Genomic DNA, 26,421 nt, shown 5'->3' on the forward strand with positions numbered 1-26,421 from the left:
CCCACACGCGCCACGCCGGCCAGGACGACGAACAAGGCCATTGGCTGAGCCTGATCAACCAGTTCGCCTGCTGCTGGGGCACCACACCTACCCCTACCGGCAAGGCCGTCTGGTTCGAGCTGTCAGAGCCCTGACATGCCCACCTCAAGCCGGCAGGCCCGGGGACAATGAAGCGCTCCGGCTTTGTTGGAGGCTCAACGCCGCCCCCTCCCCGGAGTACTTCGGTTACAAGCGCGGCCTGACGCTTTTGAACGCAGTCAATGATCAAGTGATGGGGATCGGGCAGATGGTCGTGCCCGGCACGCCGCGCGACTCGCTGTACATCCTCGACACCCTGATCAACATCGACGCGGGGCCGCAACCCGAGGTCGTCACGACCGACCAGGCATCCGACTCGGACGTGGTCTTCGGGATCTTCTCCATGCTGGGCTACCGGTTCGCGCCCCGCTTCGCCGATCTGGGCGATCAGCGGTTTTGACGCGCCGAGCTGCCCGACGGGACGGCGCCGGCGTACGGGCCGCTGGAGGCGATTGCCCGCAACAAGATCAACCGGATGAGGATTCACACCCAGGGGTCGGATATGACTCGGGTCGCCGGATCGCTGGTGAACAACCAGGTCCGTGCCTATGACCTGCTGCGCATGTTCGCCCGCAACGGCTCCCCGACCCCGCTCGGGGAGGCGTTCGCCGAGTACGGCCGGATCGACAAGACCCTGCACCTGCTGTCCATCCTGGACCCGATCGACGACACCTACCGCCGCAAGCTGAACAAGCAGCTCACCGTCCAGGAGTCCCGGCACCGGCTCGCCCGCAAGATCCGCCACGGCGCCAGCGGCCAGATCCGCAAGCCCTACCGCGAAGGACAAGAAGATCAACTACGGGTATCACCGGAATACGGCAGAAACGGGCGCAAGACCGCGTAGCCACATGAATCCGGTTGCGGCGGGACTGGTGTGCCTGGTGGGGTACCTGCATGGACGCTGCTACTGAGCAGGTACAACGCGCGAGGGCAGGAAAAGACAGTACGATCACGCGGCAACCGGCTCCATGACACAGGCTGGCGGTGCTCGGGGCCCTGATGCTGGCCGCTCTTACCTTCAACACCGCGGAGAACCTGCCGGTCGGCCTCTTGGAGCTCATCTCCGACGACCTACGGATGTCCCTGTCAGCGGTTGGCCTGCTGGTTACTGGTTACGGCGTGACGGTGGCCATCGCATCCGTGCCACTCGCCCACGTCGTGCGGGCTGTACCCCGACGCTATGTGCTTATGGGACTGCTTGCTGCGCTCGTGGTGTCGAGTCTTGTTGCGGCGCTGGCTGCCTCCTACCGGCTGCTCCTCGTGACGCGGCTACTGACCGCGCTTGCCCAGGCGCTGTTCTGGGCCGTGACGGGGCCGGTCGCGGTGGGTCTGTTCGCGCCCGAGGTCCGGGGGCGGGTGGTCGGGGCGCTATCCGTCGCTGGTTCGCTCGCTCTCGCGCTTGGTGTTCCCGCTGGAACGTGGCTGGGCCAGCTGGCCGGGGTGAGCATCACTGGTGCGTTTCTGGACCGTTTTCCGCAGTCCGCGTTGGCCGCCGCCGTGGCCACGCAGGCGGTAGGCATGCTCGGCCTGTATGCGTTCGGCGCTCATCAGGTGGCGGCGGTGGTGTTTCTGATGCTGATGGGCGGTGCACTCGGGCCGGTGTTCATGTCCACTCAGAACGCGATGCTGCACTGCGCGCCGGGCCGCACGGACATCGCCTTGGCGGCGAACTCCGGCGCCTACAACGCCGGCATTGCGGCAGGTGCCGCGCTTGGGGCACTGGTCCTGCCGCTCGCTGAGGTACGAGGCACTTTCCTCGCCGGGGGGGCTACTGACCGTTGGGTCCTGCACGGTCCTCCTCGGCGGCGGGCTGCGACGTGCGCGCCGTCGTCCACAATGCCGATGAGGAACACCGACTCGTAGCCGCCGGTGGGCCGAGTCGCGCGCGGTCCGCCTCGGGGTGGCTGACCGGCTCCGGCTGCACCAGGTGTCCCGGCCGACTCGTTCGAAGCCGCAGTGCCGTTCGACCTGGTGCTGCGCGTGGACGCCGCGTGGGCCTTCGAGGCCCTGGCCGCCGCCGACGAGCACCGCGACCTGTGGCTCGGCGGCTACCACGATGTGCTCGGCTTCGTCACGCTCCTGCTCCGGCCGACGGAGCGGTAGCCCGGCTGACCGTATCGGAAGAAGGCGTGAAGAAGATGGGCGGGTTCGGGCAATCAGCGCTGATCACTTCTTCAGAAAGGCGCCAAATGCATGAGCTCGTCCCCTGTCCGTGTCTTACGCATGAGTGAGGCGACGACTGACGCGTCGATCATCGAACGGTCGTTACACGAGGCCGACGCGTTCTCGATGATCTTCGATCGGTATTTCCCGGTCATCCACCGGTACGTGGCGGCCCGGCTCGGGCCGGGCGCGGCCGACGACGTGGCCGCCGAGACGTTCCTCGCCGCCTTCGACCAGCGGCACCGCTACGACCCGGCCTTCGACGACGCGCGGGCCTGGCTGTACGGAATCGCCACGAACCTGATCGGCCGGCACCGCCGCAGCGAGATCCGCCTGTACCGCGCGCTCAGCCGTGCCGCCGGCCCGGACGACGTCGCCGGGCACGCCGACCGGGTGGTGGAGCGCGTCTTCGCCGAACGGCTGAGCCCCGAGCTGGCGCGCGGGCTGGCGGCGCTGTCCAAGGGCGACCGCGACGCGCTGCTGCTCGTCGCCTGCGCCCAGCTCAGTTACGCGGAGGTGGCACGCGCCCTGAACATTCCGGTCGGCACGGTGGGCTCCCGGGTCAACCGGGCCAGGCGCCAGCTGCGCACCACATTAGGCCCCACGGCACAGGAGGTAATCGACCATGGATGAGCTGCGGCAGCTACGCGACCGTCACGACGCGATGCCGGATCCGGCCGCGGAGGTCGTCTCGGAGGCGCGTTCCCGGCTGGCGGCCCACATGCGCGCGTCCCGCAACCGGAGGCCCGCCCGGTTCGTGACCGTCCGCCGCACCCGGCCGGTGTGGGGGCTCGGCCTGGCCGGCGCGGCCGCCGCCGCCGTCCTGGTGACGACCACGGTGAACGGCGCGGAGACCGGCAGCGGCCGTGCCGGGGTCGTGAGCGCGGTCCCCCGCACGGGCGCGACTCCGACCGGCGCCCCGTCCCCCACGACCCTGCGGCTGCGTCCCGTCGCCGACGCGCGAGACCTGGCCGGCAACGCGGCGGCCCAGGCCGCGGCAGAGCCGGACGTCACGCCCCGGCCGGGCCAGTGGGCGTACCTGAAGAGCCTCACCGCCCAGACGCGGGTGGACGGCGGCCCCGGACTGTTCGGCATTCCGAAGGTGAAGACGACTCATGAGAGCTGGCGGCGCCTGGACGAGAAGGGCTTCGCCTACATGGAGCACGGCCAGCTCAAGGTGGAAGAGGGATCGGAGTACGAGGTGACGTATCCGTACCTGCTCTCGCTGCCGGAGGACCCCGGCGCGCTGCTGGAGCGCGTGTACGAGCAGATCAACGCCGAGGAGACCGCGAAGCGGCAGGACCGCCCGGCAGCCAAGGGCGGCCACCGCTTCACGCCCGCTCCGCTCACCCGCGACGAGCGGGACATGTACGCGTTCCAGTACATCGCCCAGGGCATGCGCGACGCCGTGCTGCCCGCCAGGATCCGCGCCGCGATGTACGGGGCCATGGCCAGGATCCCCGGCGTCCGGTACGAGAAGGGTGCGTCGGACCTCGCCAAGCGCCCCGGGGTGACCCTCTACCGGGTCGGCAACGGCTACCTGCGCGACGAGATCTTCATCGACCCGGAGACGTACGCGTACCTCGGCTACCGCACCGTCGTGATCCGGGACCACAAGGAGCTCTTCAGCGCGGTGCGCAAGGGCCAGATCCTCGGCTGGGACGCCCAGCTCAAGGGCGCGATCGTCGACGAGGCGGGCGACCGCCCACCTTTGACAGGCGAGCGGATATCGGCTGACTGAATAAGCGATCGGAGATGGAAGTGGAGTTTTGAAAAAATTCTCAGAGCGGATGGCGAGATTTCTCGGGGCCGACGACGCATTGCATCTCGGAGATGACACGCATGCGCTCGACGACGAAGAAGAAACAGGCGATTCGGAATACGCTGATGATGATCTTTGAAAGACCGGTCCTGTTCTCCCGGGGACGAGGAGGCGTCATCCGAAGTTCCGGTGCCGGTAGAGGCCGGGGCCGGGGTTGGGGGGATCGCGGGTCACGGAGCGGGCCAGGGAGGTTCTCTCGATGACGTTCACGGTGGCGGAGGTGCGCTCGCGCACTTATAAGGCGAAAGACGCCTGGTGGACGGTGTTCCTGGTGGATCCCCTGGCGGGCCCGCTCGTGGCCGTGACCGCGAACCGGACCTCGATCACCCCGAATCAGATCACCTGGGGCGCCTTCGTTCTCGGGCTCGGGTCGGCCGGTTGCTTCGCAATGGCCGACTGGGCGTGGTTGGTCGCCGGAGCCGTTCTCTATCATCTGAGCTTCGTGCTGGACTGCGTGGACGGCAAGGTCGCGCGTCTGAAGGGCACCGGAACCGTCCTAGGCGGCTGGCTCGACTACGTCTTCGACCGGATTCGGGTGCTCACCTGCACGCTCGCCCTGACCTGGGGGCAATACGCGGCGAGCGGGCAGGAGATCTATCTGGTTCTCGGCGTCATGATCGTTTTTCTCGACATGCTGCGCTATGTCGACGCCCTTCAAATCGCGAAGGTCCGGCGGCAGATGCGCCGCACGCTGAAGAAGGCGACGCAGGAGTCGGCCACGGCCGGCCTGCCGACCGTCTCCGCAGATCTGCTGCTCGAAGACGGCGACCTTGACGCCGACGAGATCACGGTCCGCCCGGCCGGGACTGTTGACCTTCAGCAGGAGTTTCGCACGCGTTTCGACTGGTACCTCCGCGTCCGCGAATGGTTGCGCGCCCATCGTGTCCGCACCCACCTGGTCAGCGGCATCGAGTTCCAGATGGCCGTGTTCATCGTCGGCCCCCTGCTGGGCCAGATCGTCGCGGTCACCATCGGCGCGGCGATCCTCCTACTCGTCTTCGAGGCCGCGATCATGTACAAACTCTGGCTGTCCTCCCGCGACTTCACCCGCGCTCTGGCCGGCATCCCGCCGCCGCCCACGCACTCCACACTCGGGTAGACGCCCGCCCTTCTCCCGAACACGGCCGACACGCCCACGCTCCTACCTCCGGGGCCTCACCCCCGGCAAAGCGCTTCGGCCAGGCGCCACGCCATGCGCCCTGCCCAGGACCAAAGCGCACGACATGCGCCCGGTCCGGGACCGGCGAGGCCACTCGCCGGTCCCGGACCGGGCCACACCGCTACGGCCGCCTTCTTCCGGCTTCACGCAAGGGGCCGCCATCACCGTGAACGGAAATGTGACGTGTCCTTCGTACGTCGCGCCGCCGTGACGACGCTTCTTCGGGCATTGGAGATACGCGACCGCCAGCGTGCCCGCTCGGCGCCTCCGGCCGACGGCCAAACGGTGAGCATCTTGTTGCTGCACGCCAACGGTATGGGCGGCACGATCAGGACCGTCTTCAACCTCGCCGAACACCTCGCGCGTACGCGCGACGTCGAGATCATGAGCGTGCTCAGGGAACGTGAGCGTCCCTGAACCTGATCGCCGCCCGCTTCGCCCCGCCCGAGGTCATCACGATCGCCCAGGAGCATGGCAACCTGTCCGGCCACCGGCCGGCCATTCGCGCACAGATCTTGCGCCGCTACGGCAGGCTCGACGCCCTCGTCACCCTCACCCAGGCCGACCTCCTCAGCTACGAGCACGCCTACCGGCGAAGAGGCGGCAACGGCCCGCAGACGTTGATCCAGATCCCCAACGCCGTCACCCGGCTGAGCGGCGGCCCCGCCGCCCTCACGACCAAGAACGCGGTCACCGTGGGTCGTCTGGCCTATGTCAAGGGCCACGACCTGCTGATCCGCGCCTGGGTCCATGTCCATGCCAGACATCCGGACTGGAGCTTGCGCATCGTCGGCGCAGGCCCCCGCGCGGCCAAACTCCAGATGGCGATCGACAAGCGCGGGCTGAGGAACCGGGTGCTCTTGGAAGGTGCTGCCAGGGACGTCGGCGCGGAACTGGACACCGCCTCCCTATTCGTGCTCGGCTCGCGCCGCGAGGGCATGCCGATGGTCATCTTGGAAGCGATGAGCAAAGGGCTGCCGGTGATCAGCTACGACTGCCCCACCGGACCGGCCGAGCTGATCACCCACGGCTTCGATGGGTTACTCGTCGAACCCGGCAAGATCCACGCGATGGCCGACGCGATCTGCACACTCATCGAGAACGAGGAACTACGCCGGCAGCTCGGAGCCCGCGCCCTGAACACCTCGGCCCGCTACCGCCCCACCACCATCGCAGCCATGTGGGACCAACTCCTCGCCGACCTGATCGACAAAAAGACCCGGGGGGTATCACTCGTGAAGTGACAAACTCACGGCGGAAGCATCCGCTGCGGAGATCTTCACTCAGGCGATCGGCGAGTAGGCGGAAGTATCCTCTGAGCGCCTGTTAGCAGGGGTGTTAGCAAGATCGCGAGATGGTCAAGACAAACACGAAGGCCCGTCCCAGGGAGCCCCTGGTGACGGGCCTTTCACATAAGCGCGGCCGACAGGAGTCGAACCCGTAACCTTCTGATCCGTAGGGAAGGGCAGATACCTTGTCAACGACGTCCCGGCCTGGTCAGGCGGTGGGTAGCGGCTGGTGGAGTGTGATGGTGTAAGGCCGTGTTGCTGTACGCACCTGCTGTACGTCGAAGACCTGGACCTGCGGCTGGACGACGAACACGTCCGCATCCACGGCAAGGGCGGCAGCGTCCGCACCGTCCTGCTCGACGACCGCGGCTACGTCACCCTACTCAAGCTCTACCTGACCCGCGCCGGCTACACCGCCGGACCGCTGTTCCGCGCCTCCATCAACGGCCGCGGCGGACCTCTGTCCTACGACGCCGCCCACCATCGCCGGCAGAGCTACTGCGCCGCCGCCGGTGTCGAGATCGCAGCTGTACGCGTTGCTCGACGACAAGGTCGCCGACTTCGAGATCCGCGCCGCCCGCCGACGCCGCGACCGGGCAACCCGCTGAAGAACCTTCACGGCCAAGAGCGACCTCACTCGTTGCGGCCAAGATCCTTCTCAGCGCCAACGGCTGTCCGCTGGTTCCTCACCCCCGGATATGCCGAGTGTGCTGCTGCCTCCCCTGGAATTCTGGAAGTTGCCCGTTGCTGATGAACGTGGCGCTCCACGGGCTGGAAGAGGCCGCTGGAGTCCGCTACCGCACCATAACCAATCAGGGTGAGGTGGCGGTGGAACGGTTCTCCGATCTTGGTGAGGTATGCCGACGACCTGGTCGTGTGCTGCCATTCCGAGCAGCACGCGGCGCAGGTCAAGGAGCGGCTCGCCCGGTGGCTGGGTCCTAGAGGGCTGATCTTCAACGAGGACAAGACGAGAGTCGTGCGCCTCGAAGCGGGTTTTGACTTTCTGGGGTTCAACCTGCGTCGCTACCCAGGCGACAAGCTGCTGATCAAACCGAGCCAGGATGCGGTCAGGTGGTTTCGGAAGAGGCTCACCGACGAGGTCCGCGCCTTGCGCGGCTCGAACGCGAGGGCGGTCATCGCCAGGCTCAACCCCATCATGCGGGGCTGGGCCGCCTACTACCGAGGAGTGGTGGCCAGCAAGATCTTCTCCGCGCTGGACCATCACGTGTGGTGGCCCACTTTCCGATGGGCACGCCACACGCACTCCAACAAGCCGAAGAAGTGGATCGTCAGACGCTACTTCGGCCGGTTCAACCGGTTCAGGAACGACCGGTGGGTGTTCGGGGACCGCACCTCCGTCTCTGACGGGGGAGTCCGCCACCTGGCCAAGTTCTCCTGGACCACCATCGTCCGGCATCAGCTCGTGACGGGGCGGGCCTCTCCCGACGACCCGGACCTGACCGAGTACTGGGCCAAGCGGCGGCGAAAGAATCAAACCCCCATTGGACAGCTATAACCTGCGCCTGCTCGCCAGGCAGGACGGACGCTGCCCGCTTTGCGGCGAGGCTCTTCTCGCCGCCGATCAACCGCCGCAATCCCCCCGAGAATGGGAGAACTGGTGGCTGAGCACCGCCCGCAGGGCGATAGCCGCCCTCTACCTCACCCACCACGGGCGGGACGGCCAGCCGGACAGAACCACAACCCGCCTGGTGCACGCCTCCTGCAACCGCAGCCACCAGGCCCGCGCGCGCAGGACCCGGTGACATCATCGCCGTGACGCCCTCGTGGCTTGCTTGAGCCGAGGTGCGGGGAAAGCCCGCTCGCCCGGTTCTGAGGGGGCGGTGGCGCGGTAACGTGCCACCGCTACCCGACCGATCTCCCTGTTCGGCGATTATGACCAGGCCGAGGAGGAGTTCCCCCGGTCCAAGTACGGCCATCCCAAGGACCGGCGGCCGGATCTGAAGCAGATCCGGCCGGGATCGGCACCAGCGCCGATGGCGGGGTGCCGGTCTTTTCCCGGGTCTACGATGGCGGCGCGGCGGAGGTGTCGCAGGTCGTCGGGGCGATGCGGGCACTGCAGAAGATCGCCGACCGGCGGGAACTGCTGCTGGGCGATTCCAAGACCATCTCTTACGACAACGTGCGGGAGCTGACCCACGCCGGGTGACCTTCATGGCCCCGGCGCCCAAAGCCGTCGTGCCCGCCGCTGTCCTGGCCGGCTCCTGACGCGGCCGCTGACACGACACCGCATGGTCGACGGCGAGCGCAAGGGCTGGTCAGCCGGCTCGCGAGGATTTTGCGAGACACTATGTCGTTACTTATGCACAGTGTTTTGTAGCAGTAAGCTTGTGGGGTGCCGAAGTTGTGGAACGAGACGATCGAGGCGCACCGCCGCACGGTGCGCGACGCGATTCTCGACACCACCGCCGCGCTGGTGGCCGAGCGCGGCCTGCTCGGGGTGACCATGTCGCAGATCGCCGAGCAGACCGGCATCGGGCGGGCGACCCTGTATAAATACTTCCCCGCCGTCGAGACGATCGTGCTGGTTTGGCACGACCGCCGGGTCGCCGAGCATCTGAAGGAGCTCGTCACGGCCCGCGATCACGCCGGCGGCGCGGAGCAGCGGCTCGAGGCCGTGCTGCGGACGTACGCGCACATCCAGCGGGAGCGCGGGCACCACGGCGAGCACGAGAGCTTCGGGGCGGACGTGTTCGCCGCCCTGCACAAAGGGGAGTACGTCGCGCGGGCGCATCAGGAGCTCGACGAGCTGCTCCGCGACGTGCTGGCAGGGGCCGCCGAAGCCGGTCACGTGCGGGCGGACGTGCCGGCCGACGAGCTGGCGGCCTACTGCCGGCACGCCCTTCAGGCGGCGGCCGCGATGCCGTCTAAGGCGGCCGTTCAGCGCCTGCTCGAGGTCGTCATGGCCGGGATGCGGCCTTAGGAGCGGGTTCTGGCAACCTTGCGGCGGCGGTAGAGGTGCACGCCGACGAAGACGAGCTTGACGGCGACGGCCAGCAGCAGGAGGTCGACGATCATGCCCGTCCATTGGGGCATGGCCAGCAGGCCTACCCCCACGCCCACATGTATGGCGACGCCCACCGCGACGGTCACGGCGATGAGCATCGCCTGGCCGCGTCCCCGCTTGCGACCGCCCGCCGAAGCCTGTGATCCGTGCAGGGTCCGTGATCTCTCCGTGGTGGTCGATCCGTCCTTGGAGCGCCACTCCACGCTGACGGGGTCGCGGGCGGTGAACCGGGTGAGGTTCCTGGCGATGAGCTCCTCGATCCGGCGCACGTTCTCCTGGTCGTCCGCCTCGATCCGCAGTTCCAGCGTGTCGTCGGTTGCGTCCACGGTGCAGGTGCCCCAGTCGAACGTGATGGTGCCGTGGGTGTCGCTCCATTCGGCCTCGACGCGTTGCGGCCGCTCGGCAGGCGGCCGATGGCCGAGGTGGCCGGGGATCTGGTGGCCCTTGCGCCCGCCCATCTGCTGGGCGTGGCGGCAGAGCTGGGTGAGATAGCGGCTCGGCCGTTCGATCTTGACCGTGGCTTCGCTGGTCGGCATCGTGCTCCTTCTGCTTGTTCGGACTCGGGGTCAGATCCTGATGAGGGCGACCAGCCAGGCCGCCAGGCCCTCCGGGCCGAGATTGCTGTCGATGGTGGCGGCGTCGATCGAGTCGATCTTCCAGCCGTCGGAGAACGCCGCCGCGATCTCCTCCCGCGTCACCCGGCGCGGACCGTACTCACCCGCGCCCGGCTGCCGTTCGCTGAAGCACAACATGAAGTAGCGGCCTCCCGGCCGCAGGGCGGCGCGCAGACTCTCGACATACGTGGCCCGGTCGGCGTCGCCGAAGATGTGGAAGATCAGCGAGTCGAGCACGGTGTCGAACGTCTCGCCCAGCTCGCCCAACCGCAGCACGTCATGGCGCAGCCACCGGACGGCGAGCCCCCGCTCGCGCGCCTTCTCCGCGGCGGCCTGGAGCCCTTTCGGCGCGAGGTCGACGCCGGTGACGTCGAGTCCCATGCCGGCACACAGCAGCGCGAGCTCGCCGGTGCCGCAGCCGACGTCCAGCACCCTGCCGCGAAACTCGCCGGCCTCGGCCAGGGCGGCGAACGCCGGTTGGGGGCGCCCGACGTCCCATGGGGGCGTGGTGCCGTACAGGTCCTCCGGAGGGCCGTGCGGGTGCACGGGCGCGTCGCTCATACGTGAGTCCTTTCCTTGTGGATCAATACACCGTGATGCAGTGGAACAGCATCGAATTGAACACTACATGCCGCTCATGATACATACAGTGTGTATCGAAAAATCCTCACATGCCACGGAGGAAGGGGCACTGCTGTGAGCGAACGCGGTAAGGCACTGATGGAGGCGGCGACCCGCCAGCTGCGCGAAGCGATGGACCTGTTCGGTCGCATGACCGAGGCCGATCTGCGCAAACCGTGCCACGACGAGGGCGGCGACGGTGCGGGGGACACCGTCGGCGCGGCCGGGCGTCATCTGGCCGACGGCTACGGGCGGCTCGGCGGACTCGTCCGGGGTGCTGCGGACGGCCCGGCGGCACACCAGGCCGGACAGCACGATGGATCAGTAACGCACGGGGGCGGCCACGACGGAGCGCCGGGGCCCGCGAACCTGGCCGATCTCCTGGGCGACCTGACCCGCGCCAACGATCAGATCAGCCGGCTCGGCGACCTGACAGACGAGCGGCTCGACAGCGTCTTGGACCCGGCCACGAGCCGTTTCTCCGACGGGAAGCGGACGCTGGAGCAGGTGATCGGCGTGGCCCTCTCACACCAGGCGGAACACCTGTCGACCTTGCGGCAGGCCGTCGCGGCGGGCCAGGTAGAGGTCCCCGGAGCACGGCTCTACTACGAGACCCACGGCGACGGGCCGCTCCTCGTCATGGTCCCGGGAGCCGGCGGCACGGCCGACGTGTTCAGGATGGTCGCGGCGCACCTCGCCGCGCACTACACCGTGGTCATCTACGACCGGCGCGGCTTCTCACGCAGTCGCCTCGCCGGGCCTCAGGACTACGACCGCCGCCTCCAGACCGACGCCGACGACGTACGGAGGCTGATCGGGCATTTGGGCGGCGACGACTCTGCGACCGTGTTCGGCGCCAGCTCGGGGGCCATCGTCGGCCTGGAGACGCTCGCCCGCCACCCCGAAGCGGTGCGCACGCTTGTCCCGTACGAGCCGCCCGCCCTGGGGCAACTGCCCGACGGGAAGGAGTGGGAGACCTTCTTCAGCGGCGTCTACGATCTCTACCGATCGTCGGGGATCGAGCCTGCGTTTGAGGCGTTCCGGGAGCGGACGTTCGCCGAGATCGACCGGCGGACCATGGCTCGCGCCCCCAGGAACGACGCCAACGCCGCTTATTGGTTCGAACACGAGCTGCGTCAGTACCCGCCAGCCGAGCTCGACCTGGACGCCCTCACACAGCACGCCGACCGGATCCTCCCGGCCGCCGGGCGCGAATCCCACGGCTATCCCTGCTACGAGGCCATCGGGCGCCTCGGCGAACGGCTGGGCCTGGGCGTCATCGAGCTGCCGGGCGGCCACACCGGTTTCCTCTCGCACGCCGCCGAGTTCGCCGAGGAGCTGGCCCGGCACCTCACGGCCAGGAACGCCTGACACCGCACCACCCAGGCGGCCCGCGACGACCCGAGTGCGGCCCAGAGGTGTGTGACCCCGCCGGCGTCGGCGAGCCGGTCGGTGTAGCGGATGAACAGGCGCGATCGGAGTGATGGACCAGTCCCTCCAGCTCTTCGGCCTAGCCGTCGCGGCGCCAGATGGCCATCTCCAGCGGCTTCCGGCATGAGGCCGCCGGGGTTCACGTGCTGCCCGCCGACTACCAGGCGCTGCTGTCCGCGGTGTGCTCCGGCCAGGATCCGCTGTCCTGCAAGACGATCTGTGCGCAGGCAACAACGTCTCAGCCTCCACCATCCGCCGCTGGCTGCTGGAGGTCATCGACCTGCTCGCGGCACGCCCCACGCCTGGACCGCGCCCTGAAGAAGATCGCCAAGGCCGGCGGGCAGGTCGTGTTGCTGGACGGCACGCTGGTGCGTACCCGCCGCCGCACCGGGCGAGCCAACCGCACCAACTACAACGGCAAACACAAGGTCCACGGCCTGCTGTTCCTCGCCCTCACCGACGAGAACGGCAACCTGATCTGGATCTCCTCCGCCAAGCCCGGCCGTTCCAGCGAGATCCGGCGCGGCCGGGAGCGTCGCGGCCTCGCGCAGCAGCCGGAGCGCGTCGCGCGGCGCCGTGTCGTCACCGCTCCCGCACAGCAGAACGTGAATCGGGACCATCGCGCATGTCCCCTCCGTCTCCGAACCTGTAGCCCACACCGTGCACCGTGCGCACCCAGTGGCCGGACCGGGCGTCGTCACCGAGTTTGCGCCGCAGGTTGGCGATGTGGACGTCTATCACGTGGGCGTTGCCCGGCCAGTCGGTGTGCCAGATCGCCCGGGTCAACGTCTCGCGAGGCCATACCCGCCTCGGGTTGGAGGCGAACAGCGCCAGCAGGTCGAACTCGATGCGGGTCAGCGGCACGGGCCGGCCCGCCAGGTGCACCTCGCGGCTCTCTTCGTCCACGACCAGGTCGCCGAACTCGTGGACCCCCGCCCGTTCGGGGAAGGCGCTCTCCGGCTCGCGGCGGGGCCGCCGGAACATCGCCGCGACGCGCGCCGCCAGCTCCCGCGGCGAGAACGGCTTGGTCATGTAGTCGTCGGCGCCCACCTCCAGGCCGATGAGCCGGTCGGCCTCCTCCGTACGGCCCGACACCATGATCACGTACGCGCTCGTCATCCCCCGCAGCCGCCGGCACACCTCGATGCCGTCCATGTCCGGCAGCATGAGGTCGAGCGTCACCAGGTCGGGCCGCCTCTGCGCGACCAGGTCCAGCCCCTCGGCCCCGGTGGCCGCCTCCGACACCTCGAAACCGGCCATCCGCAGGACCTCGCACAACAGCCTGCGCATCTCCGCGGTGTCCTCGATGACCAGTGCCCCCGGCCGTTCCACCACGCCATCACCTCGAGTCAGCCACCGATCGCCGGCGAGCGCGGTGGCGGCGCGGTCGCACGACCGTGACCCCGGCGATCCCTCCCCCGTTCAAGGCCTCACTTACCGCAGCGAGCCGCCGCGAAACCGCCGTGCCGCAGATGCGACGCGCAGGTCGGTGAAGCAGGTCGTGGCGTCCTCGTTGTAGAGGCCGGCGTGGCCGCCCCGATAGGGCCGTTCACGGTCGTGGAAGCGGACCAGGTGACGGCCGTCCACCTTGGCCGTGATCGTGGCGCCCACCTGGTGGATCTCGATCGTGTGCCACACGCCGAGCGCGTAGGACCGGGCGCCCGTGGCGAGGTAACGCTGGTTGCCCGGGTAGCCGGGGGTGACCTTGCCGAGCTCCCAGCCGTTGGGTTTGGGCACGAGGTAGTAGAAGTGGTCGTCGTCCGTGTAGTGCCACACGACCCAGGCGACCTCCCAGGCGTTGGGCGTGGGGCGCCGTAGCTGGTGCAGGGTCCTGGCCCGTACGCGGATCCGGACGTCCGTGTAGCGGCCGGTGGTCAGGGCCAGCGCGGCGTGCGTCTCGGCCGGGGCTCGCGCGGGCCGCGGTGACAGCCGCCACACCCACCGGCCGCCGGCCTGGTACGTGCACGCCCTGCCGTACCCGTCGTAGGTCAGGAACAGCCCCGCCCGGACGGTCCCCTCCGGCCACGGGACGCACGGGGCGGGCGCGGCGGGCGCCACCGGGAGGGCGAGCAGCGCGACAGCGGCCAGTGCCGGGCCCGCGAGCGCTCTCACGCGGGTCCCGGTGACGGATCGGCCAGCCGTTCGGTCTTCATCCAGACCCGCCGGCCGCGCGCCGCCCGCCACAGCCCCCGGCAGGCCGCCACGAGCCAGACCAGGTTGTAGACGATGAACAGGTGACCGTAGCAGAGCCCGCGCAACCGCCCCATGTCACCGCTGATGCGCGCGTAGAGCGGCCCGAGCAGGAAGGCCGCGCCGAACGTCAGCGCGTACCACGACGCGATCGGCACCGGCTGGATGAGCTGCTCGCGCGCCACCGGCGAGAACGCCACCCCCACCAGGGACGCGACCAGCGAGATCGTCATGAAGGCGCCCACGAAGATCAGCAACGGGCTGAGCAGCACGTTCAGCAGGTCGGTCGCCACCCGGCCGGACGCCCGCCCGACCACCGACGGCACGAGCCGCAGCGCCTGAAGGTGCCCCTGGAACCAGCGTGAGCGCTGCCGCGCCAGGGCGCGCACGCTGACGAGCCCCTGCTGGCTCACGGTCGCGTCCGGGACGCAGGCGGTACGCCAGCCGGACAGCACCATCCGCACGCCCAGGTCCAGGTCCTCGGTCAGGCTGGGCGACCACGGGTCGTCACCCAGGTCCAGGAGGGCGCTCAGCCGCATGATCTGGCCGTTGCCGCCGAGCCCCGCAGAGCCGATGCGGGTGCGGGTGCGCTGGAACATCCAGGTGTAGACGACGAACTCCATGTCCTGCATCCGCGTCAGGAGGCTCTGCGTCCGGTTGCCGATCCGCACCCCCATCTGGACGGCGCCGACCCGGGGGTCGGCGAAGTACGGCAGCGCCGTGTCCAGGGCCCGCGGGTCGAGCCGGCCGTCGGCGTCCATCAGGCAGACCAGGACACGGTCGGCGTCGTCCAGCAGTTCCTCCGGAAAGTGGCGAAGGGCGTGGTTGAGCGCCCGGCCCTTGCCCTGGCGGGCGTCCGGCGGCTCGCGCTTGAGCAGGCGGACCAGCGGGCCGGCGACCCGCCGGACGACTTCGGCCGTCCCGTCGTCGGAGCCGTCGTCCACGACCAGGACCTGGCCGCCGGGCAGGGCGCTCAGGGTGGCGGCGATGACCCGCTCCTCGTTCAGGCAGGGCACCAGGAAGACGACGGAGAAGTCGCCGCCGTCGCCGGCGGGGTGCTCGGCGATGCCCGCCGATTCCAGGTACATCCCCAGCGTGTAGGTGAACACCAGCAGCACGGCCGACAGCGCGCACAGGACCAGCACGGTGATCATCGGCGCCTCCTGTGGGCGGCCAGCACGAGCGTGCCGAGGACGACGACGTACAGCGCGAACAGCAGTCCGGCGACCGCCAGGGCGAGCCGGGCCACGCCGAACGCCGTCGCCCCGACGTCCACGGCCCGCGCGAGGAGCTCAGTCATGGCGCTTGCCTTTCCTCTCTCCTAGCTGACAGGGCGCCACGAAGCGGTATCCCATCGACTTGAGCCGGCCGACGATGTCCTTCAGCCGGTCGGCGCCGAGGAAGGGGTGGTAGAAGAACCCCGCGACGTTGTCGCGTACCACGAGCTGCGCCTGGGCGTGTTCCACGATCGCCTCTGGGGTCCCCTCGTCCTCCATGACCGGGTGCAGCTCCACCATGCCGAGGGTCTCCGGGACGACGACGCTGCCATAGACGTCGCGGATCACGTACGGGGCGAACTGCTCGTCCATGTACGGCGACACCGGCGCGTGGCCCTCCCAGCCGGGGGTGAAGTAGGCCCCGCGGTCATAGCGGGCGGCGAACTTGCGCGCGATGACGCGGTAGTCGTCCGGCGAGGCGGCGTAGTGCGGCACCTCGAAGACGTGCGGCTCGGGCAGGCCGGCCGCGCGGACCTCAGCCACCGCCTGGTCGAGACGGTGTTCCATCCAGGTGGCCGAGTCGCCGTGGATCGCTCCGTCGTAGATGAGCCGCTGCTGGGCGTCGAAGTGGGTGCGGAAGAACTCGAAGTCCTGCCCGCTCTCCCCGTTCGTGGGATTGGGCGGGCCGTCCGACTGGTGGGTGTAGCCGTGCAGGACCATCGTGCCGCCGTGCTCCAGAAGGTAGACCAGGGCCCGCACCAGCTCCGGCCGGTCCCGCAGGCGGATGGTCGCCCGCTCCTGACCGTCCTTCAGCGGGCCGCGGTAGACCGGGATGACGCCGAAGCTGAACGGGACGCCGAGCCGGGACAGCGTCTCCCCCGCCGCGCGGATGGCCTCGGGATCGGCCTGCGGTCCGAGGTCCTCCAGGCGGACCAGGGCGCGGTGGCGGGCAGGCGTTCCGGGAGCGAGCAGGTCGAACAGCAGGTCGGACACGGCCAGGAAGCGGTCGTCGTCCTCGTCGATGTTCAACGCGACCTCGGCGACGTAGGTGAGGTTCCCGGACCTGACGGCCCAGGGACCCGTCCGGCGATCCGTCGTGACCGCCGTGGCCAGCACCCGGGCTCTGCTGGGGTCGAGAGCGGCGAACGTGCTGATCGGTCCCTGGCCGGGGTCGCGGCTCAGCAGCACCCCCTTGTACTGGACGCCAGTGACGCGCTCCAGGCCCGCGCCGCGCTGGACGACCTGCCCGGACTGCGGGATCGGCGGCTGGGCGTCGGTTCCCTGGCGCGGAACCCGGCGGGGCGCCAGGCCCTCGCCGCCCCATCGCCAGCCGTAGCGCCGCACGAAGTCGTCCGCCGTGGTGAGCGTGCCGATGTTGCCGCCCAGCCAGAGAACGGGGCGCCGGCCGGCGAGCACGTCGCCGCGCAGGGCCGCCGGAAGCCGCTGGGTGCTCGACATGCCCACGTACACCAGGGCCCGGTGGCCGGCCAGCATGCCGGCCCGGTAGGTGCTCGTCCGGATCACCCGTACCGGCCCGAAGTGCGAGACCAGGTTGGCGGCGCGGGCCGCGTACACCTGGAACGCGGCCGGCCCGTCGGCGTCGTCGACGGCGATCAGCGTCGCGTTCGCGTTCGTGCCGCCTTTGTCCGTGCCGTTTTGAGGCGTGCTCTTCTGGTCCCTGCCGTTATGGTGCGTGCCGTTCTGGTCCATGCCCGCGCGTGCTGTCGCCGCCGGGTTCGCGGACCGTCCGTCCGGCGCGTCCGGGCCGTTCGTGCTGCACGCCGGCCACGTACGGGGCGCGGGCAAGGTCACCGGCTCCTTCCTGGAGAAGATCCCCAGGCTGGCGCCCGACACGACGAGAGCGCTCAGCAGCAGAGCCGCCAGCCACCTGAGCCCGGCGTGCCGCCGGAGCCCGCCCGCGCGCTCGCCGTCGCTCATCGCACGATCACCGGCCTCACGCCATGGCTCGCCGCCTCGACCTCGACCACGACCCGGTAGTCCTGTCGGGGCACGCCCTGTTCGGGCAGCGCTCCGAACGGGACGGGGCGCGGACCGAGGCCGAACAGGTGGGCCAGCGCCGCCAGCACCCGCTCGGTGGCCCGCCCGTCGCCGTAGGGATTGCGCGCCCGCGCCATGCGCCGGTAGTCCTCGGGCGAGTGGAGCAGGCCGCTGACACCGGCCACGATGCCGTCCTCCTCGGTCCCCACCAGCCGTGCCGCCCCGGTGCGGAGCGCCTCGGGCCGTTCGGTGGTGTCGCGCATCACGAGCACCGGCTTGTTCAGGCTCGGCGCCTCCTCCTGGATCCCGCCGCTGTCGGTGAGCACGAGGTACGAGCGGCGCAGCAGGCGGGCGAAGTCGCCGTAGCGGAGCGGCTCGGTGACCGTGATGTTCGGATGCCGGTCGAGACGCGGGAGCAGGGCGCGCCTCACCTCCGGGTTCGGATGCATGGGGAAGACGAGGTGCACGTCCCTTTCACCGGCCGCCGCCAGCCGCGACAGGGCCCGGGCGATGCCCTCCATCCGGTCCCCCCAGGACTCCCGGCGATGCGCGGTGACCACGATGACGCGCCGGCCGTCCTGCTCCAGCGCGGCCAGCCTCGGTTCCCTGTACCCGTGACCCGTACAGGTGCTCTGCAGGAGCGCGTCGATCACCGTGTTTCCGGTGACGACGATCGACTCGGCGGACACGCCCTCACGAAGGAGGTTGTCCGCGCTGCCTGAGGTCGGCGCCAGATGGAGGGTGGCGATCCGGCTCGTCAGGCTGCGGTTCGCCTCCTCCGGGAACGGCGAGTACAGGTCGCCGCTGCGCAACCCGGCCTCCAGATGCACGACCCGCACCCGGTGGTAGAAGGCCGCTAGCGCTCCGGCCAGCGTGGTCGTCGTGTCCCCCTGCACGACCACCGCGTCGGGACGGTACGCGGCCACGAGACCGTCCAGCCCGCAGACCGCCCGGCTCGTCAGCTCGGCGAGGGTCTGTCCCGGCCGCATGATCCCGAGATCGACGTCCGGTTCGATGCCGAACGTCTCATGGACCTGGTCGAGCATTTCCCGATGCTGCCCTGTCACGACCACCACCGGCTCGAAGAGCGCCGCCTCGGTCAGACCAATGACCAGGGGAGCCATCTTGATCGCCTCGGGCCGCGTGCCGTACACCACCATGACGCGACGTACGCCCGACCCCGCACGCCCGGTGCCCACGAGCCTCGTTGAAGAGCACATAAAACGACAATTCGCACTAAAACATTCAGCAATCCTCAAGACTGCCTCAGGACTACCTCAATTCGTCCGCGATGCCAGGGGTTGGGGATCGTCCGGGTTGTCCTGGAAACTCCTCGCCCACCCCTTCTGGCGACGACTCCTCGTCCCACCGTGACCATCTGCACCATGATCCATCTCACCGCTAATGGCTGTCCTCTCGTTCCTCGACCCCGAGGCCTACGACGCACGGCCCGACGTCCATGCCCTGGTCATGGACGTCGGACGGGCAGGGCGCCCGGACTTCCGGCCGGACGCCCTCTTTTAAAGATCAATTATCGTTTTCCGTGACCCCGGAAGGCGGCAGGACGAGCACGCTGGGGGTTTCGGCGCCTCTTCCTCGTCAGACGACGAGCCTCGCGTAGCCGATCGTATAGCCGTTCTTCTTCGCGTCGGAGACTCTGGCGTCCAGCCTCTTGTAGCTGTGCGCGGTGTAGAAGATCCCTCTTTCGTTGTTGGCGGTCTTCTTGGTGACGATCGACATGTGCTCGGGTCCGTCGTGCAGCCACGGGTCGAAGTCCCAGTACATGATGTCGCCGACCTGCACCTGTGAGAACGTGGAGCGCCACTGGATCCGGTGCCGGTTGGCCATGTGGTACATGCTCTTGTGGACCAGGACGAACGTCTGCGAATCCTTGCCGGTGGGAGCCGCCCAGAACCAGTTGTTCAGGTTCTCGCGCTTCTGCTTGGCAGTTCTCCCGTAGTTCCGGATCTCCCAGGCGCCGCCCCCGAACCGAAGCGCCTTGGAGGCGAAGTTGGTGCAGTCGTTGTTGGTGTATTCCACGTGGCTGTTGACGTTCCTCCTGGCCCAGTTGGCGATGCCCGACTGGCTCACGGAGTTGGCCGAGACCGTGTCGCTGGGGGTGTCGTCCGGTACGGGCACGGTGAGGTCTTCGCTCGTATCCGCGCTGACCCATCCCTCCGGGTGAGCCTGGGAGTCGACCGAGTCGCCGTCCGTCCGATCGATCAGGCCGTCGGCGGAGCCGTCCGTACGCTGTCCCTGCCCCGCTACCACCAGGTTGAAGGAATAGTCCGTGGCATTCTCCTCCTCCTCGGTGGTCTTCTCGCCGGTTTCGTCACGCACGACACGGTTCTGGTGCACAGTTGCCCGAACGGTCACGGTAGCGCTGTCGGCCGACAGGGACACGAGCGGGTCTCCCAGCGTGGTGATTGAGCTTTCCTGGGCCCCTCCGCCGACCTCGGCCTTGGATTTCGCGGTCAGCAGCTCCTGCTCGTCCGCCTGGAGCAGCGACTCGAACCGGTAGCCTTGGTCGTGTTTCCCGATCGCCTCTGCGGCGCTCGCGAAACGTCCCTCGACGATGCCCTCCCGGCTGTCCAGATACTGGGCCACCGCGTCGACGTATTCCTGCCGGTCGGGCACGGCCTGCGGCTTGACCGCCGCGGTCGTGCTCCAGGCTCCGGCACCTTGCTCGTTCTTCCCGCGCACCCGGAACACGTAGGCCGATCCGTTGGCCAGCCCAGGGACGATCGCCCTCGCCTCGGACGGCGTCAGCGTCTGAACGACGTTCCCCGAGCCGTCGAGGACCTCCAGGTCGAACCCCGTGGTCCGCGTGTCACCGGTCGCCTCGGACGGAGGCCCCCAGGTGACGAGCGCTCCGCCGTCTCCGGCGCGCACGCTGACGTTCTGCAGAGCTCCCGGCACGCCGGGCGGGACATAGGTGACGGTGATCCTCGCCGAGCCGAAGGCCATCTCCGGCGCCGCCGGGTCGGTGGCCCGCAGCGCGAGCTCGGCGAAGCCCTGGCCGTCCTGGCGGTCCCCCTGCACGGAACCGGTGATGTCGATCTTCGGGTCGGTCTGGTCAACCTCGGCGAACGGCTCCTCCAGCAGCCTGGCGGAGACGTCGGCGCCCGAGGCGTCGGCGGCGAGGGCGCCCTTCAGCTCGTACGCAGACACCTTCCCACCGGTGGGGCAGGCCATGGCGCACATGGGGGTGCCGAGGTCGAGTGTCGCCGAGGCGATCTCCGCACCCGCCGGGATCGCGCCGAGGTCGGCCTCGAACGTGGAGATCCGGCCTCCTCCCACCTGCAACGCGGAGGCCTCCTCAAGCGTGCACGGGTTCCCGTCGCAGGCGTCGGACGCCGTTCTGGCCGCGCGGACGCTGAGCACGTCGGCGTCGAAGGTCTTGGTCTGGGTGGGCTTCTCCGCCGCAGCCTGCGGCGCGATGAAGGTGACGGGAGCGGTGCGGGCGCCGCAGGCCGCCACGACGCATGCCTCCATCTGCCATTTGTAGGAAGCGCCGGGTGTGAGCAGCTCGGGAGAGACTTTCAAGGACGCCCGCTGCCCGCCCTGAGCGTCGGCGGTTCCCAGCGGACTGGTCCCCACCGCCGCGCCGGCGCTGTCGAAGAGGTAGAACCTCGCGGTCAGCCATTCGCCTGAGGGGCGTGAGAGCAGACCAGACAGCACCACGGCCGACGGGTCGCTCGCGCCGGTGGCCAGGCCGGTGGGCACCCTGGGCACGTCCGTCGCGAACGGCGTCCAGGACGACCAGCCGCTCGCGCCGGTCTGGCTCGTCACCCTGGCACGGAACCGGTACGACCCGGGGTTGCGCAAGGCGTTCCCCGACACCTTCCAGGTCGCCGTCGTTCCTGAGGCCACGCCCTTGGGGCCGCCCGTGGCGATCACGTCGCCGTTGCCGGCCTCGGTCACCTCGAAGGTGTAGTCCAGCGGCTTCCCGGAGGGATCGGTCGCCTTGGCCCACAGGGTCGGCGTGAGGCTCGCAACCGTGGTGACCGCCGGGTCCGTGGAGGCTCTCGGGGTCACGTCCAGACCGGTGGGGGTGGCGAGCTTATAGGAAAAGGTGACGGTGAGAGCAGGTTCCTTGTCGCCCTGAGCGCCCGAGACGTAGTTGGACGAGTAGTAGCGCCGCCAGGTTGAGGCGTCCTTCTCGTCGGCGCCGCGCAGCTGGATGCCGTAGTTCGGCTGGCCGTCGGCCCACGCCTGGACGATGGCGTCGGTGTCCCAGTGCATGAAGTCCTGCGGGCAGCTCGCCGCGCCGTAGGCCGTCTTGGTGGTGACGGCGCCTGTGGTGGTGGTGGCCGGCTCCGAGCCGTACCTGATGGTGTCGGGGTCCCAGGCCGAGGTGATCCGGCGCGCCTGCACGCCGGCGCTCGGGTCAACGCAGACCGACGACCAGAACGTCCACAGGCGCAGGTCAGTGTCGACGATCTGGGTGCCGAGCAAATCGTCGACGTGCCGGAACTTCAGGTAGGAGCGGGCGATGTGGGTGCCGTCGTAGGTGCCGGCCTTCAGCTCGGTCGAACCGCGCTGCGAGTCGGGAATGTCACTCTGTACCCACGTGTCGGTCTCGACGGTGAGCGTGCTGGTGGGGTCCACGGTCACGGGGTACTTCACCGCGGGGTCGGAGAGGAATTTCGCGTCGGGCTTCAGCACCAGGACGGTGCCCTGGCCGGTCTGCTTGATCGTCATGTCGATTGCGGCCTGGTGGGCGGGTTCGCCGGAGCGCGGATCGGTCGTGGCGTCCCACATGCGCGGGGCCGGAGCGGATGCCAGCAGTTCGCCGGAGGCGTCCTGCAGGTTCAGGCCCTTGTCGGCGGCCTCCGAGAGCTTCAGGCCCTTGGTGGCCACCGGCAAGGTGATCTCCAGGGGATGGGTGGGGGGCTTGCGTAAGACGATCGAATGACTGAACCCGTTCGGCAGCGCCTTTACCATAAGGTCGCCGCCGGGCACGACGTCCTTGTAGGTCGCGGTGTCCCCCTTGACCTGCGGCGCGGGCAGGGCCTTGCCCCAGGAGACGGCGAACGAGCGATCCGCCCGCTGGACCTTGGCGAACGGCTCGCCGCCGCCGTCTGACACCTGAACGTCCGAGGCGGTGCGCTTCGGGTGCAGGCCCGCCTGACCGTCGCGGACGAGGGAGGTGTCGATCGGGCGCCACGTGTCGCCGTCCTTGACCCGCACCGGCCCTGGGAAGGTCTCCAAGGTGAACGTGCCGTCGGGGTTGGCCCAGAGCGAGGAACTCTCGGTCTTCTCGCTCTCCACCTCCACCCGCCTTCCCTGTGCCTTCGCCGTCCGCGTGGCCACCGCCCGGTCGTCGGGCTTGAACGTGGCGGCCGTCAGGGCGGGCTGAGGCATGGTGGCAACCTGACCGGGTCGAAGCGTGGCATCGTCCGCCAGCGCGGCCTGCGAGATCGCGACCTGCCCGGTCAACGACGCGGCGACCATGAACACCGCCAGGCCGGCGACGGCGCCACCACGGCGCTCCCTCACGGCCCGACTGCTCGCTGGATGGCCGCGTACCCCTCGAGACTTCTTCACTGTGCTCCCTTGTCACCTCGGCCGTCACAGGCCGTCAGTCGGAATCTCGAAACGGCACCATTTTCGGCGTGAGCCCGGTTGGGGGGTACATGTTTGCCCCTGAGTGCAAATGCCCTGGTCGCGGCGTGCTCCGGCTTCTGCAGAGGTTGATGAGATTTCGGGGATTCTGAAGGTCTATCGTCCTGGTCGTTCGTCTTGCTGTGAGAGTGAAGGCGAGGTGGCCGGAGTTGGCGCTGGCGGTGGTGAAGGATCTGCGGGTGGCGCGTGCCCCGGCCACTGCGGAGGACCTGGAGGCGCTGGAGACCGACGTGCTGGCCGGGTTCGTGCCGGCCCGGACGGCAGCGGGGCTGTCGGACGGGACGATCTCCTCCGACGTGGTGCATCTGGAGCAGGTGCGGGTCTGGTTCGGCCAGCCGTTGTGGGAGATGGAACCGGCCGACGCCGATACGTACTTCGGCAAGGTGCTACGCGCCACCGCCAGGGGCACCCGGCTGGCTCGGGCCCAGGCGATCAAGACGTTCTTTGCGTTCCTGGAGCTGCGTCACAAGGTCGAAATCCACCAGATGACCGGCCGCGTCATCGAGTGCCCGATCGACGAGATGAACCGGCCACGCGGCGGGACGCAGGGCAAGCTGCGCATCCCGCCCACCACTGACCAGGTCGATCGGCTGTTCGCCGGATGGCGGCAGGAGCTGACAACCTGCCGGAAGTTCGCCCCGACCGCCCGCAACTACACCGCCTGCCGGTTGATGGCCGAGGTCGGGCCGCGCGTGAACGAGGCCTGCAAGCTCGACCTGGAAGCTCGACCTGGCCGACATCAAGTGGGACCTGGGCCGCATCGGCAAACTGCACGTCCGCCACGGCAAGGGCGCCCGTGGCTCCGGGCCACGCGAGCGCATGGTGCCGTTGATCAACAACGCCGCGGCGACACTGCGGTGGTTCGTCGAAGACGTGTGGGGGCACTTCGGTGACGACCACACCCGGCCCGGTGTGGCGCTGCTGCTGTCGGAGCGCAAGAACGCTGACGGATCGGTGGCCCGGGTCGGCGATGAAACGCTGCGGGCCGCGCTCGCCAAGGCCGCCGCCGCGCACCTGCCGGAATGGGCCGATGCCCTGACCCCGCACGTGCTGCGGCACTTTTGCGCCTCCCAGCTCTATCAGCAGGGCATGGACCTCATCGCCGTCCAGCAGCTGCTCGGCCACGCGTGGATCGCGACCACGATGAAGTATGTGCACGTCACCGGCACTCACATCGAAGACGCCTGGGCAGCGGGCCAGCAGCGCGCCGCCGCCCGGCTGGAAGGACTACGGCGATGAGATGGAACCTGCGGCTGGCCGCCGCCACCCGCGGCATCTGGAAAGCCTCTGAGCTGCAGCGGATGCTCGCCGAGCACGGCCTGACGATCAGCGCTGGAAAGATATCCGGCCTGTGGTCGGGCGAGCCGGCCAGCATCAAGCTCGACGACCTCAACGTCCTCTGCGCCGTGCTGGGCTGCGGGGTCGAAGAGCTCCTCATCCCCGAGCCCGACAAGGTCAGACGCGTCGATGGCGGGCAGGACAAGCAGGTCACGGCAGCAGCCGCGGGTGGCCCACCCGTGGTTCCGAAGCGGAAGGACGGTCGTTCTCTGCCGCCTGCGTGACATGCCGCCGCGACGGGTTCTGCATGGTCCACAGAGCTGCATGGACTGCCTGGCCTGGGGAGTCCTCGGCGCTCGCCGATGCTCGGCCTGCACCGTGCTTCGACACTGTTACCCGGGCAGCGAGGGCGAATGCGCCGGATGCAACCGAACGGTCGCGCTAAAGAAGGGCTACTGCAGGTTGTGCTGGCAGCAGGCCGCTTATGAGTCGAAGGCCGCAGGCGGCCTGCCCCGCGGCGCGGTCTCGGTCCTGGAATCCGGGGAAAGACTGCCGTTCCAGCAGCCGTTCTTCGACCGGATGAAACGACGCCGCCCCGAAAGCCCAGTCCATGAACAGGGATGGCGGTCGCGGCCCAAGCCGCCTCCGCCGCCTGCGGTCCGGCCCACCGAGCGGTGGACCCAGCTGAGACTGTTCGAAGCACGCCGGGACTTCACTCGGTTCGACGAGAGCGCCGATGTCGATCTCGCCAATCCGTGGCTGAGCTGGGCGCTCTATCTTGCCTATCGGCGGGGCGAGGCGCGCGGGTGGCGACGTGGTGTTCGATTCGCCGTCCGGCGCGCCCTGATCATCGTGTTGTCCCGGCACAGCTGCCTCGACGTCGTCTACTACTCGGAGGTCTTCCCCGCGCTGCGCGCGCTCGGCATCACCGTCGAGCGGACCCTCGAGGTGCTCCAGGAGATGGGGATGTTCGTCGATGACCGGCCGCAGGCCTTCGACGGGTGGCTGGAAGCCAAGCTCAAAGGACTCGCCCCAGGCATCCGAGACGACGTCGAGGCCTGGGCGCGGGCGCTGCGCGACGGCGCACCGCGGATCAAGCCCCGCAACATCAAGTCGGTCTGGATCCAGATGAACCGGCTGCGCTCCACACTGCTGCACTGGTCAGACCGATACGAACACCTGGTGGAAGTCACCCGGGAGGACCTCGCCGAGGTCCTCGACGGCATGCAGGGATTTCACCGCTCGAACTTCCTGGTTGCGGCCCGATCGCTGTTCGCGTTCTGCCGCAAGCGGCGCAGTATCTTCCGCAACCCGATCCGCGGCATCCGCATGGGCCAGCATCCTTACGGGCTTGTCCAGCGGCCCGACCAGGACGACATCGACCGGGCGACCGAAGCCGCCACTACCCCGGCCGCCCGGGCTCGTGCTCATGCTCGCCGCCGTTCACGCCGCCCGCACCGGCGCCATCCGCTTCCTGCTGCTCGATGACGTCGACCTCGGCAACCGACGGCTCACCATCGCCGGCCGCACCCGCCCCATCGATGAGTTCACCCATCAGATCCCGCTCGAATGGCTCGATTACCGGCGCACCCGCTGGCCGAACACAGCCAATCCTCACCTGTTGATCAATCAGCTGAGTGCCCTCGGCACCGGTCCGGTCTCCAAGATCTACTTCGCCAAGAGTCTCCGCGGTCAGGCTGCGACGCTCGAACGCCTCCGCGTTGATCGGCAGCTCGAAGAAGCCCTCACGCACGGCCCGGACCCGCTCCGCCTCGCCGCAGTGTTCGGCCTCGATCCCAAGACCGCCATCCGCTATGCCGAGAACGCCGGCGTCCTACTGGCCACCGCAGCCGAAGAGCAAGACCCCGCCAGTCGCGACGAACCCAAGGGTCGAAACGGTCCATGAGG

General features: G+C 69.0%; 26 protein-coding genes and 1 pseudogene. 17 read left to right on the forward strand and 10 right to left on the reverse strand.

Annotated elements, in window-relative coordinates; translation table 11 throughout:
* Window positions 1-193 precede the first annotated feature (193 nt).
* The 12 genes and pseudogenes from AB0C30_RS56680 to AB0C30_RS56735 form a co-directional block, all read left to right on the forward strand.
* Window positions 194-877: pseudogene (locus AB0C30_RS56680) on the forward strand (Tn3 family transposase); the annotation flags it as partial.
* 185 nt (window positions 878-1,062) lie between these two features.
* Window positions 1,063-1,941, forward strand: a complete 879-nt coding sequence (locus AB0C30_RS56685) for an MFS transporter (protein WP_357961053.1) — start codon at window positions 1,063-1,065, stop codon at window positions 1,939-1,941.
* A 93-nt stretch (window positions 1,942-2,034) separates the two neighbouring features.
* Window positions 2,035-2,181, forward strand: coding sequence for a hypothetical protein (locus tag AB0C30_RS56690; protein ID WP_357961056.1), 147 nt, complete (start codon window positions 2,035-2,037; stop codon window positions 2,179-2,181).
* A 120-nt stretch (window positions 2,182-2,301) separates the two neighbouring features.
* The gene (locus tag AB0C30_RS56695) at window positions 2,302-2,874 is read left to right on the forward strand and encodes an RNA polymerase sigma factor (RefSeq protein ID WP_357961059.1); all 573 of its coding nucleotides are present in this window, start codon (window positions 2,302-2,304) and stop codon (window positions 2,872-2,874) included.
* The gene (locus tag AB0C30_RS56700) at window positions 2,867-3,982 is read left to right on the forward strand and encodes a CU044_5270 family protein (protein ID WP_357961063.1); all 1,116 of its coding nucleotides are present in this window, start codon (window positions 2,867-2,869) and stop codon (window positions 3,980-3,982) included. The genes AB0C30_RS56695 and AB0C30_RS56700 overlap by 8 nt, the downstream gene beginning before the upstream one ends.
* Window positions 3,983-4,262: 280 nt before the next feature.
* The gene (locus AB0C30_RS56705; protein WP_357961067.1) at window positions 4,263-5,162 is read left to right on the forward strand and encodes a CDP-alcohol phosphatidyltransferase family protein; all 900 of its coding nucleotides are present in this window, start codon (window positions 4,263-4,265) and stop codon (window positions 5,160-5,162) included.
* A gap of 345 nt (window positions 5,163-5,507) precedes the next feature.
* A complete protein-coding gene (locus AB0C30_RS56710; RefSeq protein WP_357961070.1) occupies window positions 5,508-5,639 on the forward strand; it encodes a hypothetical protein in 132 nt (43 codons plus the stop codon).
* 98 nt (window positions 5,640-5,737) lie between these two features.
* Window positions 5,738-6,466, forward strand: coding sequence for a glycosyltransferase (locus tag AB0C30_RS56715; protein WP_357961073.1), 729 nt, complete (start codon window positions 5,738-5,740; stop codon window positions 6,464-6,466).
* Window positions 6,467-7,361: 895 nt separating this feature from the next.
* A complete protein-coding gene (locus AB0C30_RS56720) occupies window positions 7,362-8,027 on the forward strand; it encodes a group II intron maturase-specific domain-containing protein (protein ID WP_357961235.1) in 666 nt (221 codons plus the stop codon).
* A complete protein-coding gene (locus tag AB0C30_RS56725) occupies window positions 8,014-8,274 on the forward strand; it encodes a hypothetical protein (protein WP_357961076.1) in 261 nt (86 codons plus the stop codon). The genes AB0C30_RS56720 and AB0C30_RS56725 overlap by 14 nt, the downstream gene beginning before the upstream one ends.
* A gap of 239 nt (window positions 8,275-8,513) precedes the next feature.
* Window positions 8,514-8,678: a hypothetical protein gene (locus AB0C30_RS56730; RefSeq protein ID WP_357961079.1), complete on the forward strand. Its 165-nt coding sequence runs from the start codon at window positions 8,514-8,516 to the stop codon at window positions 8,676-8,678.
* A gap of 186 nt (window positions 8,679-8,864) precedes the next feature.
* Complete coding sequence (locus AB0C30_RS56735) at window positions 8,865-9,452, forward strand: TetR/AcrR family transcriptional regulator (RefSeq protein ID WP_357961081.1); 588 nt, start codon at window positions 8,865-8,867, stop codon at window positions 9,450-9,452.
* Here AB0C30_RS56735 and AB0C30_RS56740 read toward each other — a convergent pair.
* Both AB0C30_RS56740 and AB0C30_RS56745 read right to left on the reverse strand, forming a co-directional pair.
* Entirely contained in the window at window positions 9,449-10,072 is a 624-nt protein-coding gene (locus tag AB0C30_RS56740) for a DUF2218 domain-containing protein (RefSeq protein WP_357961084.1), read from the reverse strand. The two genes, AB0C30_RS56735 and AB0C30_RS56740, sit on opposite strands and share 4 nt — an antisense overlap.
* Window positions 10,073-10,102: 30 nt before the next feature.
* A complete protein-coding gene (locus AB0C30_RS56745) occupies window positions 10,103-10,711 on the reverse strand; it encodes a class I SAM-dependent methyltransferase (RefSeq protein WP_357961087.1) in 609 nt (202 codons plus the stop codon).
* 135 nt (window positions 10,712-10,846) lie between these two features.
* Here AB0C30_RS56745 and AB0C30_RS56750 point away from each other — a divergent pair, with 135 nt between their 5' ends.
* On the forward strand, window positions 10,847-12,142 hold the full coding sequence (locus AB0C30_RS56750; RefSeq protein WP_357961091.1) for an alpha/beta fold hydrolase: 1,296 nt from the start codon (window positions 10,847-10,849) through the stop codon (window positions 12,140-12,142).
* A 332-nt stretch (window positions 12,143-12,474) separates the two neighbouring features.
* Here the strand turns inward: AB0C30_RS56750 and AB0C30_RS56755 are convergent, their stop codons facing one another.
* The 8 genes from AB0C30_RS56755 to AB0C30_RS56790 form a co-directional block, all read right to left on the reverse strand.
* Complete coding sequence (locus tag AB0C30_RS56755) at window positions 12,475-12,822, reverse strand: hypothetical protein (protein WP_357961241.1); 348 nt, start codon at window positions 12,820-12,822, stop codon at window positions 12,475-12,477.
* On the reverse strand, window positions 12,785-13,537 hold the full coding sequence (locus tag AB0C30_RS56760) for a response regulator transcription factor (RefSeq protein ID WP_357961094.1): 753 nt from the start codon (window positions 13,535-13,537) through the stop codon (window positions 12,785-12,787). The genes AB0C30_RS56755 and AB0C30_RS56760 overlap by 38 nt, the downstream gene beginning before the upstream one ends.
* Before the next feature lie 99 nt (window positions 13,538-13,636).
* Window positions 13,637-14,314, reverse strand: coding sequence for a hypothetical protein (locus tag AB0C30_RS56765; RefSeq protein WP_357961097.1), 678 nt, complete (start codon window positions 14,312-14,314; stop codon window positions 13,637-13,639).
* Window positions 14,311-15,546: a glycosyltransferase family 2 protein gene (locus AB0C30_RS56770; protein ID WP_357961100.1), complete on the reverse strand. Its 1,236-nt coding sequence runs from the start codon at window positions 15,544-15,546 to the stop codon at window positions 14,311-14,313. The genes AB0C30_RS56765 and AB0C30_RS56770 overlap by 4 nt, the downstream gene beginning before the upstream one ends.
* Window positions 15,543-15,692: a hypothetical protein gene (locus AB0C30_RS56775; RefSeq protein WP_225302465.1), complete on the reverse strand. Its 150-nt coding sequence runs from the start codon at window positions 15,690-15,692 to the stop codon at window positions 15,543-15,545. Before AB0C30_RS56775 ends, AB0C30_RS56770 begins: the two co-directional genes overlap by 4 nt.
* A complete protein-coding gene (locus tag AB0C30_RS56780) occupies window positions 15,685-17,547 on the reverse strand; it encodes a DUF2334 domain-containing protein (protein WP_357961103.1) in 1,863 nt (620 codons plus the stop codon). Before AB0C30_RS56780 ends, AB0C30_RS56775 begins: the two co-directional genes overlap by 8 nt.
* A complete protein-coding gene (gene wecB / locus AB0C30_RS56785; protein ID WP_357961106.1) occupies window positions 17,544-18,806 on the reverse strand; it encodes a UDP-N-acetylglucosamine 2-epimerase (non-hydrolyzing) in 1,263 nt (420 codons plus the stop codon). Before wecB ends, AB0C30_RS56780 begins: the two co-directional genes overlap by 4 nt.
* Before the next feature lie 400 nt (window positions 18,807-19,206).
* Window positions 19,207-23,109: a DNRLRE domain-containing protein gene (locus tag AB0C30_RS56790; protein WP_357961109.1), complete on the reverse strand. Its 3,903-nt coding sequence runs from the start codon at window positions 23,107-23,109 to the stop codon at window positions 19,207-19,209.
* 894 nt (window positions 23,110-24,003) lie between these two features.
* Here AB0C30_RS56790 and AB0C30_RS56795 point away from each other — a divergent pair.
* From AB0C30_RS56795 to AB0C30_RS56810, 4 genes are all read left to right on the forward strand, one after another.
* A complete protein-coding gene (locus tag AB0C30_RS56795) occupies window positions 24,004-24,474 on the forward strand; it encodes a tyrosine-type recombinase/integrase (RefSeq protein ID WP_357961238.1) in 471 nt (156 codons plus the stop codon).
* Entirely contained in the window at window positions 24,471-24,797 is a 327-nt protein-coding gene (locus AB0C30_RS56800; protein ID WP_357961112.1) for a helix-turn-helix transcriptional regulator, read from the forward strand. Before AB0C30_RS56795 ends, AB0C30_RS56800 begins: the two co-directional genes overlap by 4 nt.
* 178 nt (window positions 24,798-24,975) lie before the next feature.
* Window positions 24,976-26,001 (forward strand): hypothetical protein, encoded by a 1,026-nt coding sequence (locus tag AB0C30_RS56805; protein ID WP_357961115.1) that lies wholly within the window; start codon window positions 24,976-24,978, stop codon window positions 25,999-26,001.
* Window positions 25,943-26,419 carry a hypothetical protein gene (locus AB0C30_RS56810; protein WP_357961118.1) on the forward strand — a complete coding sequence of 159 codons (477 nt, stop codon included), beginning with the start codon at window positions 25,943-25,945 and terminating at the stop codon, window positions 26,417-26,419. Before AB0C30_RS56805 ends, AB0C30_RS56810 begins: the two co-directional genes overlap by 59 nt.
* The last annotated feature ends 2 nt before the right edge of the window (window positions 26,420-26,421 follow it).

The sequence above is a fragment of the Nonomuraea sp. NPDC048901 genome (genome assembly GCF_040649695.1).
In the GTDB taxonomy this organism is placed as follows: domain Bacteria; phylum Actinomycetota; class Actinomycetes; order Streptosporangiales; family Streptosporangiaceae; genus Nonomuraea.

Bases quoted from the DNA above. Each gene is read 5' to 3' on its own strand.
- AB0C30_RS56695 (WP_357961059.1), top strand. From the start codon at position 2,302: ATGAGTGAGGCGACGACTGACGCGTCGATCATCGAACGGTCGTTACAC.
- AB0C30_RS56700 (WP_357961063.1), top strand. From the start codon at position 2,867: ATGGATGAGCTGCGGCAGCTACGCGACCGTCACGACGCGATGCCGGAT.
- AB0C30_RS56705 (WP_357961067.1), top strand. From the start codon at position 4,263: ATGACGTTCACGGTGGCGGAGGTGCGCTCGCGCACTTATAAGGCGAAA.
- AB0C30_RS56740 (WP_357961084.1), bottom strand. From the start codon at position 10,072: ATGCCGACCAGCGAAGCCACGGTCAAGATCGAACGGCCGAGCCGCTAT.
- AB0C30_RS56745 (WP_357961087.1), bottom strand. From the start codon at position 10,711: ATGAGCGACGCGCCCGTGCACCCGCACGGCCCTCCGGAGGACCTGTAC.
- AB0C30_RS56755 (WP_357961241.1), bottom strand. From the start codon at position 12,822: ATGGTCCCGATTCACGTTCTGCTGTGCGGGAGCGGTGACGACACGGCG.
- AB0C30_RS56770 (WP_357961100.1), bottom strand. From the start codon at position 15,546: ATGATCACCGTGCTGGTCCTGTGCGCGCTGTCGGCCGTGCTGCTGGTG.
- AB0C30_RS56775 (WP_225302465.1), bottom strand. From the start codon at position 15,692: ATGACTGAGCTCCTCGCGCGGGCCGTGGACGTCGGGGCGACGGCGTTC.
- AB0C30_RS56780 (WP_357961103.1), bottom strand. From the start codon at position 17,547: ATGAGCGACGGCGAGCGCGCGGGCGGGCTCCGGCGGCACGCCGGGCTC.
- AB0C30_RS56800 (WP_357961112.1), top strand. From the start codon at position 24,471: ATGAGATGGAACCTGCGGCTGGCCGCCGCCACCCGCGGCATCTGGAAA.
- AB0C30_RS56810 (WP_357961118.1), top strand. From the start codon at position 25,943: ATGCTCGCCGCCGTTCACGCCGCCCGCACCGGCGCCATCCGCTTCCTG.